The organism is Marinospirillum sp. (assembly GCF_014859565.1).
The window spans coordinates 1-14,776 of record NZ_JACUUA010000077.1 but is presented as its reverse complement, the minus strand read 5'-3'; the positions used below and the strand labels follow the sequence as shown (position 1 = coordinate 14,776).

Annotated in this window: 18 protein-coding genes; 15 read left to right on the top strand and 3 right to left on the bottom strand. The window is 54.1% G+C overall.

Annotated features, from left to right (window positions below):
• The first annotated feature begins 325 nt into the window (after positions 1-325).
• Positions 326-442: a zinc ribbon domain-containing protein gene (locus IBX50_RS10890; protein ID WP_292255802.1), complete on the top strand. Its 117-nt coding sequence runs from the start codon at positions 326-328 to the stop codon at positions 440-442.
• A 37-nt stretch (positions 443-479) separates the two neighbouring features.
• Here IBX50_RS10890 and IBX50_RS10885 read toward each other — a convergent pair whose 3' ends face one another.
• Positions 480-821, bottom strand: a complete 342-nt coding sequence (locus tag IBX50_RS10885) for a nucleotidyltransferase family protein (RefSeq protein WP_292255798.1) — start codon at positions 819-821, stop codon at positions 480-482.
• Complete coding sequence (locus IBX50_RS10880; protein WP_292255796.1) at positions 818-1,219, bottom strand: nucleotidyltransferase substrate binding protein; 402 nt, start codon at positions 1,217-1,219, stop codon at positions 818-820. Before IBX50_RS10880 ends, IBX50_RS10885 begins: the two co-directional genes overlap by 4 nt.
• Before the next feature lie 82 nt (positions 1,220-1,301).
• Between IBX50_RS10880 and IBX50_RS10875 the strand changes: the two genes are divergently transcribed.
• From IBX50_RS10875 to phnP, 14 genes are all read left to right on the top strand, one after another.
• Positions 1,302-1,547 (top strand): EAL domain-containing protein, encoded by a 246-nt coding sequence (locus IBX50_RS10875; RefSeq protein ID WP_366930711.1) that lies wholly within the window; start codon positions 1,302-1,304, stop codon positions 1,545-1,547.
• 117 nt (positions 1,548-1,664) lie between these two features.
• Entirely contained in the window at positions 1,665-2,381 is a 717-nt protein-coding gene (gene phnF / locus IBX50_RS10870) for a phosphonate metabolism transcriptional regulator PhnF (protein ID WP_292255795.1), read from the top strand.
• Positions 2,382-2,433: 52 nt separating this feature from the next.
• Positions 2,434-3,387: a phosphate/phosphite/phosphonate ABC transporter substrate-binding protein gene (locus tag IBX50_RS10865; protein ID WP_292255793.1), complete on the top strand. Its 954-nt coding sequence runs from the start codon at positions 2,434-2,436 to the stop codon at positions 3,385-3,387.
• Positions 3,388-3,438: 51 nt separating this feature from the next.
• Positions 3,439-4,266 carry a phosphonate ABC transporter ATP-binding protein gene (gene phnC / locus IBX50_RS10860; protein ID WP_292255792.1) on the top strand — a complete coding sequence of 276 codons (828 nt, stop codon included), beginning with the start codon at positions 3,439-3,441 and terminating at the stop codon, positions 4,264-4,266.
• Entirely contained in the window at positions 4,263-5,291 is a 1,029-nt protein-coding gene (gene phnE / locus IBX50_RS10855) for a phosphonate ABC transporter, permease protein PhnE (protein ID WP_292255791.1), read from the top strand. The genes phnC and phnE overlap by 4 nt, the downstream gene beginning before the upstream one ends.
• A gap of 63 nt (positions 5,292-5,354) precedes the next feature.
• On the top strand, positions 5,355-5,834 hold the full coding sequence (gene phnG, locus IBX50_RS10850) for a phosphonate C-P lyase system protein PhnG (RefSeq protein WP_292255790.1): 480 nt from the start codon (positions 5,355-5,357) through the stop codon (positions 5,832-5,834).
• Positions 5,827-6,417 (top strand): phosphonate C-P lyase system protein PhnH, encoded by a 591-nt coding sequence (gene phnH / locus IBX50_RS10845; RefSeq protein ID WP_292255789.1) that lies wholly within the window; start codon positions 5,827-5,829, stop codon positions 6,415-6,417. Before phnG ends, phnH begins: the two co-directional genes overlap by 8 nt.
• Complete coding sequence (locus IBX50_RS10840; protein WP_292255788.1) at positions 6,417-7,538, top strand: carbon-phosphorus lyase complex subunit PhnI; 1,122 nt, start codon at positions 6,417-6,419, stop codon at positions 7,536-7,538. Before phnH ends, IBX50_RS10840 begins: the two co-directional genes overlap by 1 nt.
• Positions 7,531-8,433, top strand: coding sequence for an alpha-D-ribose 1-methylphosphonate 5-phosphate C-P-lyase PhnJ (locus IBX50_RS10835; RefSeq protein WP_292255786.1), 903 nt, complete (start codon positions 7,531-7,533; stop codon positions 8,431-8,433). The genes IBX50_RS10840 and IBX50_RS10835 overlap by 8 nt, the downstream gene beginning before the upstream one ends.
• Positions 8,430-9,260 (top strand): ATP-binding cassette domain-containing protein, encoded by an 831-nt coding sequence (locus IBX50_RS10830; protein ID WP_292255785.1) that lies wholly within the window; start codon positions 8,430-8,432, stop codon positions 9,258-9,260. Before IBX50_RS10835 ends, IBX50_RS10830 begins: the two co-directional genes overlap by 4 nt.
• A gap of 11 nt (positions 9,261-9,271) precedes the next feature.
• Positions 9,272-9,994, top strand: a complete 723-nt coding sequence (gene phnL / locus IBX50_RS10825) for a phosphonate C-P lyase system protein PhnL (protein ID WP_292255784.1) — start codon at positions 9,272-9,274, stop codon at positions 9,992-9,994.
• Positions 9,994-11,169 carry an alpha-D-ribose 1-methylphosphonate 5-triphosphate diphosphatase gene (locus IBX50_RS10820; RefSeq protein WP_292255783.1) on the top strand — a complete coding sequence of 392 codons (1,176 nt, stop codon included), beginning with the start codon at positions 9,994-9,996 and terminating at the stop codon, positions 11,167-11,169. The genes phnL and IBX50_RS10820 overlap by 1 nt, the downstream gene beginning before the upstream one ends.
• Before the next feature lie 2 nt (positions 11,170-11,171).
• On the top strand, positions 11,172-11,738 hold the full coding sequence (gene phnN, locus IBX50_RS10815) for a phosphonate metabolism protein/1,5-bisphosphokinase (PRPP-forming) PhnN (protein WP_292255782.1): 567 nt from the start codon (positions 11,172-11,174) through the stop codon (positions 11,736-11,738).
• Complete coding sequence (gene phnP, locus IBX50_RS10810) at positions 11,729-12,481, top strand: phosphonate metabolism protein PhnP (RefSeq protein WP_292255781.1); 753 nt, start codon at positions 11,729-11,731, stop codon at positions 12,479-12,481. Before phnN ends, phnP begins: the two co-directional genes overlap by 10 nt.
• A 211-nt stretch (positions 12,482-12,692) precedes the next feature.
• On the opposite strand, the gene IBX50_RS10805 is transcribed toward phnP, so the two are convergent.
• Positions 12,693-14,489 (bottom strand): acyl-CoA dehydrogenase C-terminal domain-containing protein, encoded by a 1,797-nt coding sequence (locus tag IBX50_RS10805; protein WP_292255779.1) that lies wholly within the window; start codon positions 14,487-14,489, stop codon positions 12,693-12,695.
• Positions 14,490-14,776: the final 287 nt, after the last annotated feature.

The following is a 14,776-nucleotide window of genomic DNA, read 5'->3' as shown; positions in this document are numbered from 1 at the left end:
TCCCGCTTATATCCCCGCCCGATTGGGCGAGGGTTTACGCGGATTTTGCTAAGCGGCCAGCAGGGCAGTTTTTCGCGTATCAATCCGCGGGGGGCGCGACGTGTTAGGCGGCGCACTTGCATTTGATTTTGATGTTTCAATCCACGCGCCCGCGGGGCGCGACAAAATCTCAGAGCGGTCATAATTGGCAGGTACAGTTTCAATCCACGCTTTGATGATAGAGAGGTGTTCCATGAGGGAGGCTGTTTTCATGATTTTCCTTTACAAAAGGATCATCAAATCACATGATGGCGAAGGTGTACATTAAGGACTCGCAGGTCTTGGAATCAGAGAATGGACTTGCAGTGCGTGTGGTGCCACGCACGACCGCGACGTTAACGCTGCCAAGAACCTTCTCGCGCTCGGGCATGAGCGTCCTGCAGAGGGAATCCCCGCCCTTTAGGGTGGGGAGGATATCAAGTTGCGGCATCCATTACACATCAACAGGTGCAGTTTGAAGTTGCTTGAAACACGACCAAGCCAACTCGGTCGATATGTTCTTTTAATGCCGGTTCAGTGAGGGTGTTGTAGTCCAGCACATCAAAAAACCATGGTAGAGGGAGTTCTTCGTTGAGCTGATCAGCAAGCTGGGTGATGGTCTCGTAAGTGACCTTGCTGCCCATGACAGCTAGATCCACATCTGAGCCTTTGCGATAATTCCCCTTGGCGCGTGACCCAAATAGAACCAGTTGTTCTATCTCTGGGCAAGCCTCCGCTGCTTGCCGTATTAATGCCAGATCCTTACTCGACAGTCCTGTTTGGTATTCCAGCGCCTGAATCATGGTGTTAGCTTCTTGGCAAAAGTAAGGTGCAATTCAGCCAGCAAAGCAAAATAGTCTCCGCGGATTTTTTGTTCCACCAGCTGAGCTGTCACCTCATTGTAGGTATGTGTGGTGAGATTACGATCTTCTAAAGCCTGAATCCACTGGTGTCCATCCGTCACCAGTTCGGACTGAAAAGCCTGTTTGATTGCATTTCTTGGGCTGTTGATCTGAAAACCTTCGGCTTCCTGATAGTCTTTTAGAAGCTTCCATGAAAGCTCAAACGCCATTTCAAAAAACTGGATGATGCCTGCCCGCTCAACCACACTGGGCTGAGTGATTTGCAATGACAGCTCAAGCAGTTTGAATGCATTACTGAATTGCTGATAACGCTGTTTCCAACGCGTGCCCTGATCCATAATATTTTGCCTTCCAGTTGATGCCCTTAAGAAGTTCGGTTGCTCTGAATCCTAGCATATAGAACCATCCGATAGTCACTAAATCAAAATTGACCGGGCTTTTGTCAAAGATTTACCGGAAGACCTTCAGGACAAAGCCCTGTGCCAGGCAGTGATTGCCATCGGCGAAGCGCTGAATCTTAAAGTGCTTGCTGAAGGAGTGGAAACTCAGGCTCAGGTGAGTTTACTGAGCGAACTGGGTTGTCTGAACTTTCAGGGTTATTTTTATGGACGACCGCTGCCCGCCTCGGATTTTTTTGCTACAGCTACAGTTACAGCAACCCAGTAATCCATAGAGCTGATACCAGAATCCCTGCACTTTTATTTTTCATTAATCGGTCATTATAACTTCATAATCCCCGCTTAACCTTGCGTACAAATATCTAGACAACCGGACATTTGACGCATGATTACTCGGCAGAAAGGCCTGACCCTTTATATACAGATTGCACGCAAGCTGGAGCAGGAAGTGATTGCTCAGTATGCCCCGGGCGATGGTTTGCCCTCAGAGGGTGATATGGCTGAGCGCTTTGGGGTCAACCGTCATACGCTGCGACGTGCCGTGGACGAGCTGGTGGAGATCGGCTTACTGGAGCGGCGTCATGGTTGTGGTGTTTATGTCATCAACAATCAACTGGATTATCAGCTGGGTCAGCAAACACGGTTTACCGAAACACTGGCCATGCAAGGGATCGCATCACACAACAGGGTTGTGCGTAAACAGCTGCTGCCAGCAACCGAACGCGTTGCGCAGAAGTTGCATCTGGCTGTAGGTGATCAGGTCATCTGGCTGGAATCAGTTCGCAGTGTGGACAGCAGCCCAGTCTGTATCATTTCCCATTTTCTTGATGCGAAATCATTTCCTGAGCTCTTCGAGCAATATCAGGAGGGGTCTTTGCACGCCTTTATTTCAGAACATTATGGCATTCACCTGCTGCGTACCGAGAGCCTGATTACTTCGGTTCTCCCGCAGGGTGATGATGCCAGGCTATTGAGTATGCCGCAGAAGCAGCCGGTACTGCGGGTCAAGAGTGTCAACATCAACGAACGGGATAGGTCCCCTGTTGAATATGTTGTTACCCGGTTCCGCGCAGACCGGATCCAACTGTGCATCAACCCATGACTGTCGGCAAACGGTCCAACCTTGCAACCTAACCCTTTGGGAGAACCTGTAAATGTACCTTGAAAAGCTAAAAGATTTCAAACGAGTCTGCACACTGATTGTTGGTGTTGCACTTTTTTCCGTCACCGCCAGCCAGGCAGTGGCTTCCCAGAATGATGGCACAGCGACCAAGCCCCTGCGGGTGGTGCTGGTGCCTGCTGACGGCGGCACCGAAGATGGTACACGCCGTGATTTTCAGCCGATTTTTGCTGCCATTGCCAGTGAAACCGGTCTGAACTTTGAGCTTAGAGTGGGCCAGAGTTACGGTGCCGTGGTGGAGGCCATGTGCAATGGTGCAGCTGATATTGCCTGGTTTGGTCCGGTCAGTTATCTGCAAGCCAATCAGCGCGGCTGTGCCGAGCTTTTGGCACTGGCTGTGAATAAGGGGGAGTCGGTTTATTATTCCGGCATTTTTGCCCGTCACGATGCCGGTATCAACACCCTGGCTGATGTAGCTGGCAAGCGTCTGGCACTGGGTGATATCAACTCCACTTCCAGCTTCAATATTCCAGTTGCCATGCTGGTGGAAGCCGGAGTGGATGTGGCACGCGATCCTGCGGGTGTCCGTATGGCTGGCAGTCACGCCAATGTGCTCAGTGCCCTGTCGCAAGGGTTGGCTGATGCGGGTGGCGCTTCATTTGATTCCTTTGAAAAGGCCGTGAATGCCGGTGCCATTGATGCCAGCCAGATCAAGGTGGTTGCCAAGAGCAAGCCGCTTCCTTACCCACCTCTGGCTATCCAGCCCAAGGTTGATGCAGCAGTGAAAGCACGCTTACGAGATGCTTTTGAGCGCTTGCATACTTTCTCAGGTGTGAACCCTGAGCAGATTCGTGGTTATGGTGGAGGCCGTGTGGATCGTTATACCTCTCAGGTGAGTGAAGAGGATATGGCTAACGTGGGGCGGATGTTGGATGCCGTGACCCGTGAAGTAAAAGAGTCGATTCTGGCCAAGAGTACGGCACGTTAATTCAGATACAGCAGCGGTGTGCTTGCACACCGCTCTAAAGGAGATTGCGGCATGAGCAAACAAACCGAAACCATGATCAGCCTGTCACAAGTGGGCAAGCGCTGGCCCGATGGCACTGAAGCCTTGAAACAGGTTGATTTAAAAATTCCAAAAGGTGAGTTTTGCATTCTACTGGGGCCTTCCGGTGCCGGTAAATCCACCCTGTTGCGGGCGATGAATGGTCTGGTTCAGCCCACCCAAGGCAGTGTCAGCATTGACGGTATCGAAATGAACGCAAAAAGCCTGACTAAAATTCGTCATCGCATCGCCATGATTCACCAGCATTTCAACCTCTCCAACCGTGCCAGTGTTGCCACCAATGTGCTGGCCGGTACGTTACCAAGTGTCTCACTGCTGCGAGCATTAACCGGCTGGTTTACCCCGCAGCAACGCGAGAAAGCCTGTCACTACCTGGCTCATGTTGGTTTATCGCCCGATCATCTGCGCCGTCGCGCTGGGGATCTGTCCGGTGGTCAGCAGCAGCGTGTGGGCATTGCTCGGGCTTTCATGATGGACCCCGCAGTGGTGCTGGCGGATGAGCCGGTGGCCAGTTTGGATCCAAAAATTTCTCGCGATATCCTTTCATTGTTACGTGATACCGCAAGGGAGTTGGGAGCAACCGTCGTCTGCAGTCTACATCAGGTGGATCTGGCGCGGGAGTTCGGTGATCGCATCATTGGCATGCGTGACGGCGCCATGGTATTTGATGGCCGTGCCGAAGAGTTCACCGATGCCAGGCTTCACCAGCTCTATCATGGAGCAGATTGGGAGGATGAAGATGAAGAAGAGGCAGGTGAGGTGCCGGAGCTGGAGCTTCAAACTGTTGGAGGTATGGCATGAACACTTCTCGTCCTGTTCCCGTTCCACCGCCTGGCGGTCGCCTGAAATGGCATCTGTCCGCACCCTATTCAGCTCGCCATGTGGTGATACTGGCACTGCTGGTTTTGCTGCTGGTGGTGACCGGCCAGCGCACCGAGATGGATCGGATGCTGTCGATGACCGGCGAAGCCGTGCTGAATCTGCTGGGTGTGGATAATAACTCCCAGGTGGTGCGTGGGCTTTCATCCGTTGCCGATAACATGTGGCCACCCGTGCTGATGACCCAGGAGTCGCTGGCACGCATGACGGATTTTGATGCCGATAACTTGCCGATGTTCAGCCGCGTGGAGCAGGTGGTGACCACTGAAAATCGCCTGAACCCGGAAACCTATCAGTTGGAAAGCACGGAATCCACACAACAGATGCTGGTCAAGCCGTTGGGCTATGTATGGGTAGTGCTGGTGAAGATGGTTGAAACGCTGGAAATTGCCTTCTGGGGTACTATTCTGGCGGTGCTGCTTTCAATTCCACTGTCCTGGTTTGCGGCTCGTAACTACAGTCCCAATCGTTTCACCTACACCACCGCACGCAGCCTGATCAGTCTGTTGCGTTCGGCCCCCGAGTTGATTGTGGCACTGTTTCTGGTGCTGGCCTACGGTTTTGGCCCCATTGCCGGGGTGCTGGCGCTGGGTCTGCATGCGGCAGGTTTTCTGGGTAAGTTTTATGCCGAAGACATAGAAAACGCGGATAAAAAACCCCAGGAGGCGCTGGAGGCTATCGGTGCCGGTAAAATCAAAACACTTTGGTATGGCGTCTTGCCTCAGGTTCTCCCCCAGTACATCGCTTACACCGCCTACATTCTGGATCGCAACCTGCGCATGGCAACCGTAATCGGGTTGGTTGGAGCTGGTGGTATTGGTCAGGAGCTGAAGGGACGTTTTGACATGTATGACTACGGTCACGTGACCACCATTCTAATCTCCATTTTTGTCTTTGTGTTTGTCCTGGATCAGATTTCAGCACGCATTCGCGCCAGGATGATTTAACCCAGGCCGGATTATTTCATAGCTGAACTTATCTAGACATTTCAACAAATAAAAGGTGAAACCATGAGTGTTTCCAATCAAACCAGCCCCTTGCCAGAACGTTGTGACTGGCAGTGTTGCTGGAGTGCATTACCCGCTGCCGAAGTGGAATCTCTGGCAGCAGTCCTGACCCGTAATGCCGAAGTAATGGATCTGACCTTGCCACAAACAGGCTTGGCGCTATTGCAGTTGCAGGATTCGGCACTGAATGATCCTTACTACCTGGGTGAGATTCCTATGAGCAAAGCACAGGTACGGGTTCGTTATCCAGATGGTCTGGCTGCTGAAGGAGCGGCTTGTCTGATGGATGATCGCAGTGCACTGGTGCATGCCCTAGCGGTGCTGGATGCGATTCTGTCAGGTGAATTACCAGGACACGATGCCGCTGCTGAGTTGCTGTTACGTGGGCAGCAGGCATTAAAAAAGGTGCGTGGCAGCCGCAAGCAGATGCTGACGCAGACCCGCGTTGACTTTACTTTGCTGGGAGCGGAAGACGATGACTGATTCACGCAAGGAAACGGCTGAGTCGCTGATCTGGCAACCCCTGTTTCAGCAGCAAATGTTCCGCACGCTGATGATGGCCTTCTCTTATCCGGGGCGTTGCTACCACTTGCCGCCCGATCTTCAGCCACAAAAAGCCATTATGGCCATTCTGGCGACTCTTGCAGATGCTGAAGTCAGTGTGGCGGATTGTACACAACAGCTGGATGCGCTGGATCAGCAGCGCATGGGAGCCCTGGTGGTGGATGCTTCCGAGGCGCGTTTTGTGGTGGCAGTTGCTGAACAGGCACCTGATTTTGCGCCCAGCATCGGTAGTCTGGAATCACCGGAACTGAGTGCAACCCTGCTGCTGCCCGTCAAGGCGCTGGGCACAACCCTGGCTCAGGGGCTGCAACTGAGTCTGACGGGTGCCGGGGTTCAGGGTCAGACATCACTGGCAGTCAATGGGCTGCACCCTGACTGGCTAAAGTCACGTGAGCGTTGGAACCAGTCCTTCCCCATGGGCATTGAGCTGCTGTTGTGTGACGGCACACAGCTGGTGGCACTGCCTCGAACCACCCGAATCAAGAGTAAGGAGATCAGCTGATGGGATACGTTGCAATCAAAGGGGGCGGGCAGGCCATTTCCGGGGCTGCAGATGTGCTGGAAGGCTTGCGTGCAGCCGGGGCGGCAGAAAGTGCCCCCTTGTCATTGTCAGCAATTGAACACCAGTTGCGGCTGCTGACCTCTCGAATCATGTCAGAAGGCGGGTTGTATCACCCACAACTGGCCGCTCTGGCCATCAAACAATCGCAGGGTGATACTCTGGAGGCTGCATTTGCCCTGCGTGCCTATCGTTCAACCCGTCCCAGGCTGATGGATACACCCGCACAGGACACAGCCGGGATGCGGGTGATTCGCCGTATTTCCAGCGCCTTTAAGGACATTCCCGGTGGCCAGATGTTGGGCCCGACTTATGACTATGCTCTGCGCTTGATGCGATTTGAGCTGGCTAACGAAGACCCCGAGCATTTCCGTGCGTTGGCAGCCCGCTTCATGGAGTCGGATGCCGATGTTGAGCTGCCGGATACCTTCCCCAAGGTCGTGGCCGCGCTGCGTGCAGAAGGTCTGCTGCCGAAACTAACGCCGAGCGGTGAAGATGCCTTTGACATCACTCGTGAACCGCTGATTTTTCCGGTATCCCGCTCGGCTGCACTGGCCACCATGGCGCGTGCCGAAACCGGTTCCTTGCTGGCTATTGCCTATTCCAACATGCGTGGTTATGGAGATGTGCACCCCACTGTCGCAGAACTGCGCGTGGGTTATCTGCCGGTGATGCTGCCCCACCCGGTAACGGGCGAGCTGATTGAAGCCGGTGAGGTTTTGATGACCGAGTGTGAAGTCATCGCCATGTATGAACAGGAAGATCAGCCGGATCAGCCGCCGGTATTCACCCTCGGTTACGGTGCCTGTTTTGGGCACAACGAAACCAAGGCGATCAGCATGGCCATTCTGGATCGGTCGTTGCAGAAAGGGATGCGTGACGGGCCGGAGAATCCTTCGGAAGACCCCGAATTTGTCCTGCTGCATGTGGATGGTGTGGATTCCATGGGATTTGCCAACCACTACAAGATGCCGCACTACGTCACCTTCCAGTCTGACCTGGACCGTCTGCGCACTACGCAGGATAAGGTCGCCAGCCGTAAGGGAGCCGCCGATCATGAATAATCACTATGAGTTACCACTGGAGGAAAGCGGTTACAACTTCGCTTTTCTGGATGAGTTTGCCAAGCGTGAAGTACGCCGCTGCATTCTCAAGGCCATTGCTATCCCAGGCTACCAGACACCCTATGCCTCACGTGAAATGCCGATGGGCCGCGGTTTTGGCACCGGCGGACTGCAACTGACCCTGTCCCTGATCGGGCCGGATGACACCCTTAAGGTGATCGACCAGGGCGCGGATGACTCCGTCAATGCAGTCAACCTGCGCCAGTTTGCTGAGCTCACCTGTCCTGGTATCAATACCACCGAATTGACTGCCGAAGCCAGCCTGATCCAGTCCCGTCACCGGATTCCCGAGCGTCCGCTGAGTGAAGATCAGGTGCTGGTATTGCAGGTGCCCTATCCTGATCCGCTGGTGATCGTGGAGCCGTCAGAGGCGCGTCGCAAGGTGATGCATGGTGAGGGCGATTATTCTCGTCTGCTGACCAAGCTTTACGAGGATATTGTGCAGTTTGACGAAATTACCATCTCGCACCGTTATCCCACCCGGATCAACGGCCATTACGTGATCGACCCCAGCCCCATTCCGCGTTACGACCTGCTCAAGCTGAATCAGAGCGCATCATTAACCCTGTTCGGTGCCGGTCGTGAGAAAAAGATCTATGCCGTGCCGCCCTATACGCCAGCTGAGCCGCTGGTGTTTGATGACGTGCCCTTCAGAATCGAAAGTTTTGTTGATCATGCTGGCGAGCGTCTTGCCTGTAGCCGTTGCGGCAGTCGCAACAGTTTTCTCGACGAAATAACGCAGGATGATGGCGAACAGCACTGGCACTGCTCCGATTCCGATTATTGCAACCAGATGCTGATGCAGGCCGCGACTGATGAGGAAAGTAAATCATGAAGCCCGTTCTGGAAGTCCGTAATCTGAGCCGGATACATGGCAAGGGCTGCGCTCAATGTGCCAGTTCCACCGGTCCAGCTCACAATACCAATATCTGCCCTCACTGCGGTTCAGTGGTGGCTGCGCAGGGCATCAGCTTTGACCTGTATCCCGGTGAAATACTGGGCATCATGGGGGAATCCGGCAGCGGTAAATCCACCGTTGTCAAAACCCTGTTTTTTGATCAGACGCCGACCTCCGGCAATGCACTGTTTCACCATCAGGGCGATAGCTTTGATCTGTTCCGGCTGAATGCCGCCGAACAGCGCTGGTTGCGCAACCATCACTTCGGCATGGTGTACCAGAACCCCCACCTGGGGCTCAACTTCAATGTTTCTGCAGGTGGCAATATCGCCGAACGCCTGTTGATGAGTGACCTGACTCACTACGGGGAGATTCGTGAGCGTGCCAGAGCATTGTTGCAACGGACTGAGGTACTGCCGCAGCGTATGGATGAGTCGCCCCGTCAGTTTTCCGGGGGTATGCAACAGCGGGTACAGATTGCCAAGGCACTGGCAACCCAGCCTCCGTTGCTGTTACTCGATGAGGTGACCACCGGGCTGGATCTGTCGGTGCAGGCGCGTATTCTCGACCTGATTCTGGAAATTCAGCATGAGCTGAACACAGCCATGATTGTAGTGACCCACGATTTGGGCGTGATCCGGCTGCTGAGCAGCAGAACCCTGGTAATGAAATATGGCCGGGTGATTGAGGCGGGGCTGACCGATCAGATCCTTGAAGACCCACAACACGCCTATACCCAGCAACTGGTGGCATCCAGCCTTTGAGGAGCAAGCTTGTGAAAACCTCCGTTTTAACCGTGCGTAATCTGCACAAATCTTTTCTGCTGCATGATCAAGGTCAGCAGATACCCTCCTGCTCCGCTGTCAACCTCAGTGTGCATGCGGGTGAACTGACCGCTCTGGTTGGCCCCACCGGGGCTGGCAAGTCTTCGGTACTCAAGTGCATCTATCGCACCTACCTGCCAGTGTCGGGCGAAATCCTCTATAACAGCCGTGACGGACAGAGCATTGATCTGGTCAGCGCCAGTGAGTATGACATTCTGCAACTGCGCCATCAGGAAATCGGCTTTGTCACCCAGTTTCTGCACTGTCTGCCCAGGCGTGCAGCGTTGGATCTGGTGGCCGAAGCCCTGATTATCCGTGGTGAGTCACAGCAAAGTGCGTGCCAGCAGGCCGCAGAACTCCTGGCCCTACTGAACGTACCCGAGCGCCTCTGGCAGGTGCCACCGGCCACCTTTTCCGGCGGCGAAAAGCAGCGCGTTAACCTGGCAAGGGGCCTGATCTCCCGACCACGCCTGCTGCTGCTGGATGAACCCACGGCCAGCCTTGATCCTTTGACCACACAGCGGGTGGTGGAACTGCTGCGCCGCATTAAACAACAGGGTGTAGCCATGCTGGCCATATTCCATGATCCGTCACTGGTTGCAGCCCTGGCTGACCAGACCATTACCCTGGCTGCGGCCAGTCTGCAAACCGAGACCACCGAGGAGGTGTGCTAATGACAGCTCAATTACTAATGAATGCCAACCTGGTGCTCCCGGAAGGTGTTGAACAGGGTGTGGATCTGCTGATTGAGGAGGATCGGATTCAGGCGTTCAACCCTGAAGCCGCTGGCTCTGCCCAGCGGATTGACTTAAGCGGCCAGTGGCTGATGCCGGGAATGATCGATCTGCACTGCGATGCCCTTGAGAAAGAAATTGAACCTCGCCCGGGTGTGCACTTTCCACTGGAATTTGCCTGTGCACAGGCTGACCGGCGTAATGCCAGTGCTGGGATTACCACCGTGTACCATGCGCTGTCTTTTGCCAATCAGGAACTGGGTGTACGCAACAACACCTTCGCTGCTGAGATTGTCCGTGCCGTTAATGCTTGGCAGCAACACGCACTGATAGATAACCGTGTCCATGCCCGTTATGAAGTGACCGATGAAACAGGCCCTGAAGCCCTGTCGCCCTTGTTGGCTGAAGGTCAGTTGCAACTGCTTTCTTTCATGGATCACAGCCCCGGGCAAGGGCAGTTTCGTGATGTGGAAGCCTACCGCCGTTATCTGAGCGGTACTTACAAAATGGATCAACAGGCACTGGATCAACTGCTGGAGCAGAAGATGGCCGCTGCCGATGGGGCACTGCAACGCATGCAGCAACTGGCTGCCCAGGCACGTAATGCCGGTATAGCCCTGGCCAGCCATGATGATGACAGCGCTGAAAAAGTTGCTGCACTGCGTGAGCTGGGAGCCGCCATTTCTGAATTTCCGGTGAATCTGGAAACAGCTCAGGCAGCCAGGGCTGCCGGATTGGCAACCCTGTTTGGTGCTCCCAACATCCTGCGTGGACGTTCTCAGTCCGGCAATATGAAAGCCCTGGATGCCATTGCAGCGGGTGTTGCCGATTGCCTGTGTGGTGATTACTCTCCAGCAGCACTGCTACCGGCGGTGATGCTGTTGCCGCAAATTTCGGATCTCAGCCTGGCGCAGGCGGTGGCGCTGGTCACCCGTAATCCGGCACAGGCTGTCGGGTTGAATGATCGAGGTGAAATCGCGCTGGGCAAACGTGCCGATTTGATTGCCGTCAGTCGTGTAGGGCAATTGCCACAGACCACGCATGTCTGGTCCGCGGGAGTGCTGGCACTGAGCGCCAATTTTCATCAGTTAGCACGACAGGGCGAGGAGGCTTGAGCATGAAGGCTCGACTGTTTTATGTCATTGGCCCTTCCGGCTCAGGTAAAGACAGCCTGCTCGATTATGCAAGGCGTGCCTTGTCGGAAGACCCGCGCTTCTGTTTTGCTCACCGCTACATCACCCGTCCAGCCGCTTCCGGGGGCGAGAATCACATCGCCCTGAGTCAGGCAGAGTTTCAGGTTAGACAACAAGCCCGATTGTTTGCCATGCACTGGTCCAGTCACGAGCTAAATTACGGGATCGGGATCGAAATCAACCAATGGCTGGCTAAGGGCATACATGTAGTGGTGAATGGTTCGCGTAGCTATCTCGAAAGAGCGAAAGTCAATTACCCGGAGCTGATCCCGGTTTGGATTGATGTTGAACCTGAAATCCTGCGTCAACGTCTGCTGGCTCGTGGCAGAGAAACAGAGGCACAGATAGATGATCGACTGCTGCGCAACAGTCGTTTCAGAACACAGCCACGAGATGGCCTTATCATCAGCAACAACCATCAATTGGAACAGGCCGGTGAGCAGTTGATACATGAGCTCAGAGAAAAAATACGGAGTGCGGCATGCGCCTGACTTTTCTGGGCACTGGCGGTGCCGGCGGTGTGCCGCGCTATGGTTGTCAGTGTTCTGCCTGTGATGCTGCCCGAAAAAATGCGGAGCGCATCCGTCGCCCTTGCAGTGCGCTGGTTGAGTCGGGCAATACCCGGCTGTTGCTGGATGCGGGTCTGATGGATCTGCATGAACGCTTTGCGCCAGGCAGTCTGTCGGCTATGCTTTTGACCCACTTTCATCCAGACCATGTGCAGGGGTTGTTGCACCTGCGTTGGGGTAAAGGAGCCAGAATTCCCGTAATCTGCCCACCAGATCCCGAGGGTTTTGCTGATCTTTATAAGCATCCGGGGCTGTTGGCGTTCAGCTTTTGTGAGCCGTTGTGCACCTTCACAGTGAGTGAACTAAAGATGACCCCGCTGCCACTCAATCATTCCAGGCTGACATTGGGCTACGCGATTGAAACAAGCAAAGGACAGCGTCTGGCTTATCTGACCGATACCCTCGGTCTGCCGCAAGTGACTCTCCTGTTTCTTCAGTGTTGGGGCGAGTTTGATCTGGTGTTGGATTGCAGCTTTCCACCCGGAAGCAAAGGACGTAACCACAATGATCTGGATCAGGCGATGGCGCTGGCAAAGCTGAGCAAAGCCCGCACCACCTATCTGACCCATCTTGGGCATGAGCTGGATGGATGGCTGGAACAGGCTGCTCCTTTACCGAACAACATCAAGATAGCAAGGGATGGCTGGTCTGTGTTGCTGAAGTGACTGCTCCCGCCCTAAGCGCTAAAGCGCCACGGGCGAGGCTTCCAACTTCTCAGGAAGCAACGGGTGCGTGACCCGCTTCACGAAGGCATGTTAAACCCATATCCAAAGCCGGCACTTGATCTTCATCGCTGCAATGCAATCGAGTCGAAATTCTCAAGCCAATGGTAAAAGCTCCCTTTCGGGAGCTTTTTTGTTGTGCTGATTCGGGAAATCAGTTGCCGTAGAAGGCTTCTTCTTCCATAGCCATCAGTACGTCAGAACCAGCAAGAATCTGCTGTTCCAGCGCCAGAGTGCGTGGCAGAACGCGCTTCAGGTAGTGGTTACCAGCCAGAATCTTGTTGGCATAAAAGCCGGAAGAGTCTGCGTCCACCTTCTGCTGTGCCACTGCAACCATACGCGCCCACATGTAGGCATAAGCCACCAGACCAAAGAGGTTCAGGTAGTCTACGGCAGCAGCACCGATTTCTTCGGGGTTTTCCTTACCTGCTGCAATGACTGCGGCAGTCACGGATTCCAGGCGCTTCAGCTCAGTTTCCAGTGCATCCACCCAGGGCTGCATGTTGGACTGACCAGAGCAGGATGCCATGAACTCACGCACATCGTTGCTGAAAATCTTCACGTATTCACCGCCATTGGCAAACACTTTACGACCCATCAGATCCATAGCCTGGATGCCGTTGGTGCCTTCATAAATCTGGGCAATACGGGCATCACGCACATACTGTTCTGCACCCCATTCACGGCAATAACCACTGCCACCATAAACTTGCTGGGCTTCAACTGTGGCATCAAAACCACGATCAGTGATGAAAGCCTTGGCAATTGGTGTCAGCAGCGCCACCAGATCAGCAGCATGTTTGCGGGTGGTGTCATCCGCATGATACTTGCTCATATCCAGCTGCATGCCTACATAAGAAGCAAAAGCGCGGCTGCCTTCGTTAAAAACACGGGCATTCAGTGCCATGCGGCGTACATCCGGGTGCACCAGAATCGGGTCAGCAGACTTCTCGGGGAACTTGGCACCAGTAGGTGCACGAGACTGCAGGCGCTCTTTGGAGAAGTCCATGGCACTCTGGTAGGCCACTTCACCCAGACCCAGACCCTGGATGCCAATGGACAGGCGTTCGTAGTTCATCATGGTGAACATGGCAGCCAGACCTTTGTTCGGCTCACCAATCATGATGCCTTCGGAGCCGTCAAAGTTGATCACACAAGTGGCAGAACCCTTGATGCCCATCTTATGTTCGATGGAGCCGCAGTTGACATTGTTGAGGTCACCCAGGCTGTTGTCTTCATTGATCTTGATTTTTGGTACCAGGAACAGCGAGATACCACGGGTTCCGGCAGGTGCATCCGGCAGTTTGGCCAGTACCAGATGGATGATGTTCTCACCCAGATCGTGCTCACCACCGGTAATCCAGATCTTGTTGCCGGTGATGGTGTAGCTGCCGTTGGCATTGGGCTCTGCCTTAGTGCGGATTAAGCCCAGATCGGTACCGGAATGGGGCTCAGTCAGGCACATGGTGCCGATCCAGCGACCTTCATACATGGTTGGCAGGTATTTGGCCTTGATCTCTTCACTGGCATGAGAATCCAGCAGCAGGGTTGCACCGTTGTTCAGGGCAGGGTAAAGAGTGAAAGCAGCATTGGCAGCATAAAGCATTTCTTCAAACAGTACGGTCAGCATTTTGGGCATACCCTGACCGCCGTATTCGGGATTGCCACCCAGCCCCATCCAGCCGCCTTCAGAGAGGGCGTTGTAGGCTTCCTTGAAACCTGCCGGGGTGAACACCTGGCCATTCTCAAAACGACAACCTTCTTCATCACCGCTGCGGTTGAGTGGGAAGAGTTCGTTTTCAGTCAGCTTGGCACCTTCTTCCAGAATGGCATCTGCCAGATCCGGGGTGACTTCCTGTGTGGCTTCCATTGAAGCCCAGAGTTTGTCTGCTTCAAAGACTTCGTTCAAAACAAAACGCATGTCACGAAGGGGAGCCTTGTAAATTGCCATATTTAGAGTACCTCTGTCCTGTTGTACAAATCTGTGGAATCACTCTAGCTTACTTGCTTTGTTGCATTGCACAAGAATCCTGTGTGACCTGTGGGTTCTTGTTATTCTGCTCAGACTATCACCTTAGTGACAGGAGGTTAAGGATTTGTGGCAGAGTTCATCAGATAAAAAGAAGGGTGGCCGCAGCCACCCCAAGACCCTTACCTCTGAGAAACAACATTTAAACCTTGAACGTGACTGCTCCCCGCCCTAAGCGCTAAAGCGCCACGGGCGAGGCTTCCAACTTC